The following is a 4,057-nucleotide window of genomic DNA, read 5'->3' as shown; positions in this document are numbered from 1 at the left end:
ATAGCAAAAGATTGATTTCGTAATTGAATTTTCATGTAACACTCCATGTTTTGATAAATGATTATACTGCTAACGCCTCACTAAGAGGCAAATAATAGTTGGTTAAAATAAGCGACGAAGGAGCAAAAACCAACTGTTATTTGTCCTTTTGAGTGACTTGTTATGTTTAAATTACTGATATTCACTTCCGTTTTTTCCATTTATAAATGATAGAAATTATTGAGAAAATAGCTGCTAAAATTGCTACACCACTAAACGTACCTGAATTAGAATGACAACCTCTACCAGTACACATTAATTCATTTAGGCTAGAGCTTGATGAAGAAAAGTAAACCATAGCAATAAACACTGCTAAAGATATTGCAAGAATCCATAACTCAGTTTTTATATCATCGAAAAAACTCATAATCCCTTAAACATAACGCCACAATAAGCGGCTAAGTAATTGTTGGCTAAAATGTGAAGCGAAGCGGAACCGAGCCAACTGTTACGTGTCCGTTTGATTGCCTTGTTAGTTGCTGGTTGTTAAAAACACCAGTTTTACAATAAGTTACCACGTTTACGGGATGGGAGGAAGAACCAATAAATACTTCCGCAATAAACACCTAAACGTGAACTTTGAGCCTTAAAAACTAAAGGCACTTATACCAACAAACTACGCAAGGCGAAAACTGGGTTGGGCAAAAAGGAAGTAAAATTTTGATGGCACTTCCATTGCCAAACCAAAGAATTGAACCAAGCGCAAAAGCCTGTGTTGAGCACTAAAAGATAAATAATATTACTCGATCTTGTGCGGACAACTAACGCTTTGCTAATGGGCAAATAATGGTTGGCTATAATGCGCGAAGCGCGAGCCAACTGTTATTTGTCCTGTTGAGCAACTTGTTATATGCAACGGTGGTTGTAGCCAAACACTGCACGAATTTAAGTCACCCGTAATATAAAAACCTAACCGTGAACTTTTACGCTACACACGAAAGATTGAACAAAATTAATAGCGTTGCCACCTTTGAAAAAGGTAAAAGAGGTAACGCTTATTAATGCTGATGCTATCTAGTTTTAGCGTGAAACTTTGCACTAGAAAGCACTTTATCTAAAGCTAATTTTTATTAGCATATAACGCCCTAATAATGGGCAAATATCAGTTGGTTAAAATAAGCGACGCAGGAGCAAAAACCAACTGTTATTTGTCCTGATTTATTTGCTTGTTATATGCTTTTACCACCACGCTTAATTCGAGTTCGGTTAAACAAGTCAATTGGTAGACCAATAGCAAAAAACATAATAGCAATAAAATCTAAATACTCTAATAAACTCATAAACGAGTTATACGCACTCTCAGAAGTAATAACAAAAATACAAAACCACAAAACAGGAATGATAAATAAGAAACCTAATGTCATAGCTATCATAGAATCTAGAAGGCAGCGAGATAGCTTTTTATGAGGGTTATTTTTATCACCACTAGTTTTCAACTTTGGTCAATCCTTGAGAAGCATATAACGCCCCACTAAGGGGCTAAAAATTGTTGGCTATAATACCGAGCGGAGCGAAAGTAGCCAACTGTTTTTAGTCCCGCTTGAGTGGCTTGTTAGCAGCCAACTTTTCAAGTTTAGATATTAGCTCTTTTTTACCGTTAAAAAGAACTTGTGTTTGGCTGCAGCTTTCAAGTTTTGGCGAAGTACCTTTAGTGCCAAATATAACGTATTCATAACCCACAGCAGATGGCGAGGCACAAGAACTAAAGCTTACATTTGATATTAATATATCTGTTTCGCGAGTCCCTTTGAATTCTTTAACAACGGAAAGATAATTCGTCACTTCCTTTTCATCCGAAAGTTTGGCGGATTCAATTATACCAACGTAAACGTAATCTGATTTTGCAAAGGCTTCTTCAATGCTCGGAGTAGCACAAGTGCACGCATAAGAAGCGGCACTAAAAAGAAAACTAGCTAATAAGGCTGACACATACTTCATTGATACTCCTGGCTGCTAACGCCGCTGTTAACCGGCAAATAAATAGTTGGTTAAAATTGTGAGGCACGAACAAAAACCAACTGTTTTTTGTCCGAGTTGAACGCCTTGTTAGACGGTAACTCCACCAAACTTTTCCAGATAATCAACCACTTAAGCGCGCGACTAACCGAAATTGATCTGAACATACTCCCAAAGCGCTGTCCTTTAAGTGAGAGAGTCGCTCCGCCTTAGCAAAGACACGCTAGGCTCACGTTCTCTCACTTAAAGGACAATGAAAGAAGTATAGCGCGTGTCAACTTTTCGGTTAGATTTTCTCATCATAGCAGCGCGCGTTAATATGCTGATTATTTATACAGTATATTAAATCATCTAACCGATAAACACATACAACAGATCGTTACCGATCTAACGCCCACGTTAAGGGGCTTTTTATTAGTTTGCTAAAATTGTGAAGCGAAGCGGAACCGAGCAAACTGTAAAGAGTCCCGCTTTAACTGCTTGTTATAAGTACATTTTTAATAGCGCCTACTTTTAAATACTGCTACCGACATAAATAAAATACCAAAAACTAAGCCTGATAATACTTGTGATTTTTCAAAAGTAAAAATGATATTAGTGAAATAAACAAAGGCTAATAGAATAATTGAAAGCCCACCGAAATATTTTCTGTCTGATGCTTTTAGAATAATCAGAGAAGGCAGTACAAAAATAACAAATATTGAAATAGCCATTTCTACAGGTGTTAACGAGTCACCAAATGGAATTAACAGTGCAACTGCACCTATAAAAGGAGCAAACACCGCTTTTTCTTTTTGTTTAGCACGCTGCAACTTTTGAGTCATACGCCTTGTACTTATAACGCCCCAATAAGGGGCTAAAAATTGTTTGCTAAAATTTGTAGCGAAGCGAAACCGAGCAAACTGTTTTTAGTCCCGCTTAATTGGCTTGTTAGTTGCTTTTTGCACCGATTTTGAGAATGCGTAAAGCTCTCCAAGTAAATGCATATATTTTTTATTTAACTTGTCAACATCTGGCTTCCAACAAAATTCACCTTTAGCATTAGTAGTTTGACCTAAAACTAAATCATTTAGACTTCCCATTCCGCCGCTACCGGACATTATGATATTGGCACAATTTAGGTAATCACAAGAATCGAATGCCGATAAAGCTCGTTTGAAGTGCTTTACCCACCAATCTGAATTTTCTTCTTCCAATAACGCGATCATATCGGTTATTTGGACTCGACTATTTTCGTACATGCTATCCCTAGGCAACTAACGCCTCACTAAGAGGCAAATAATAGTTGGTTAAAATAAGCGACGAAGGAGCAAAAACCAACTGTTATTTGTCCTTTTGAGTGACTTGTTAGTTTACAATTACACCAATACTAATGAAAAAACACTTAGCCAAATTAGCTGAAAGCCATATGAAATTCGCTGATGGATGCCAGGATTGCTTTGGGATTTTACAGCTTTAGCCATTGCGAAAAGATAATAAACAGCAGCGACAACAGAAACCAATGAAAAAATACGGAAATATAATGGGATAATTTCAGTTGTTGGACTTATAGCAATTAATATTGGCGCTACAACTAATGAGAGCAACATGATAAAACCTGCCCAAGAATGTACCTTACAATTAAAAGTTGGATTCTTAGTAAATGGATCGGCGTCCATTGGGAAGTAACCTGCGACCCATGTACCGACACCATGAGCTATAACTAACCAACCCGCAACATTCACTAAAGTTGAAACATTTGATAGTTGAGCCAGATACCAGCCGAAAAAGCAAAATAGAAAACCAAGAGGATAATTATTAATTAAAGGAGACAGTTTTTCAGTTGGGCTACCAGTCGCACCTAACTCACTACAAAATTGCTTAGAATGGCTGTAACCAGCATAAAATCGACTTGCTACATAAACACCAATGAAGATCCAGATTGTCGCGATTAACCCTGAATAGACGGCAATACTCTCAAACACCACCAAACTCCCTTTGTAAACTAACGCCCCAATAAGGGGCTGATAATAGCTTGCTAAAATTGTGCAGCGAAGCGGAACCGAGCAAGCTGTTAGCAGTC

The 4,057-nt window shown here is 37.5% G+C and carries 6 protein-coding genes; all 6 read right to left on the bottom strand.

Annotation, left to right across the window (positions count from 1 at the left end):
* Positions 1–181 precede the first annotated feature (181 nt).
* A complete protein-coding gene (locus D1094_RS18260; protein WP_118961529.1) occupies positions 182–406 on the bottom strand; it encodes a hypothetical protein in 225 nt (74 codons plus the stop codon).
* Positions 407–1,208: 802 nt separating this feature from the next.
* Entirely contained in the window at positions 1,209–1,475 is a 267-nt protein-coding gene (locus D1094_RS18255) for a hypothetical protein (protein WP_118961528.1), read from the bottom strand.
* A gap of 94 nt (positions 1,476–1,569) precedes the next feature.
* Positions 1,570–1,977, bottom strand: coding sequence for a hypothetical protein (locus D1094_RS18250; RefSeq protein WP_118961527.1), 408 nt, complete (start codon positions 1,975–1,977; stop codon positions 1,570–1,572).
* A 515-nt stretch (positions 1,978–2,492) separates the two neighbouring features.
* Positions 2,493–2,819 carry a hypothetical protein gene (locus D1094_RS18245; protein ID WP_118961526.1) on the bottom strand — a complete coding sequence of 109 codons (327 nt, stop codon included), beginning with the start codon at positions 2,817–2,819 and terminating at the stop codon, positions 2,493–2,495.
* An 84-nt stretch (positions 2,820–2,903) separates the two neighbouring features.
* A complete protein-coding gene (locus D1094_RS18240) occupies positions 2,904–3,236 on the bottom strand; it encodes a DUF6966 domain-containing protein (RefSeq protein WP_118961525.1) in 333 nt (110 codons plus the stop codon).
* 117 nt (positions 3,237–3,353) lie between these two features.
* A complete protein-coding gene (locus D1094_RS18235) occupies positions 3,354–3,959 on the bottom strand; it encodes a DUF998 domain-containing protein (protein ID WP_118961524.1) in 606 nt (201 codons plus the stop codon).
* Positions 3,960–4,057: the final 98 nt, after the last annotated feature.

Source organism: Colwellia sp. RSH04 (assembly GCF_003545765.1).
Classification (GTDB): domain Bacteria; phylum Pseudomonadota; class Gammaproteobacteria; order Enterobacterales; family Alteromonadaceae; genus Colwellia.
This window is presented reverse-complemented; position numbering and strand designations above follow the sequence as displayed.

Coding starts and splice junctions, on each gene's coding strand:
- D1094_RS18240 (WP_118961525.1), bottom strand. CDS start 3,236: ATGTACGAAAATAGTCGAGTCCAAATAACCGATATGATCGCGTTATTG.
- D1094_RS18245 (WP_118961526.1), bottom strand. CDS start 2,819: ATGACTCAAAAGTTGCAGCGTGCTAAACAAAAAGAAAAAGCGGTGTTT.
- D1094_RS18250 (WP_118961527.1), bottom strand. CDS start 1,977: ATGAAGTATGTGTCAGCCTTATTAGCTAGTTTTCTTTTTAGTGCCGCT.
- D1094_RS18260 (WP_118961529.1), bottom strand. CDS start 406: ATGAGTTTTTTCGATGATATAAAAACTGAGTTATGGATTCTTGCAATA.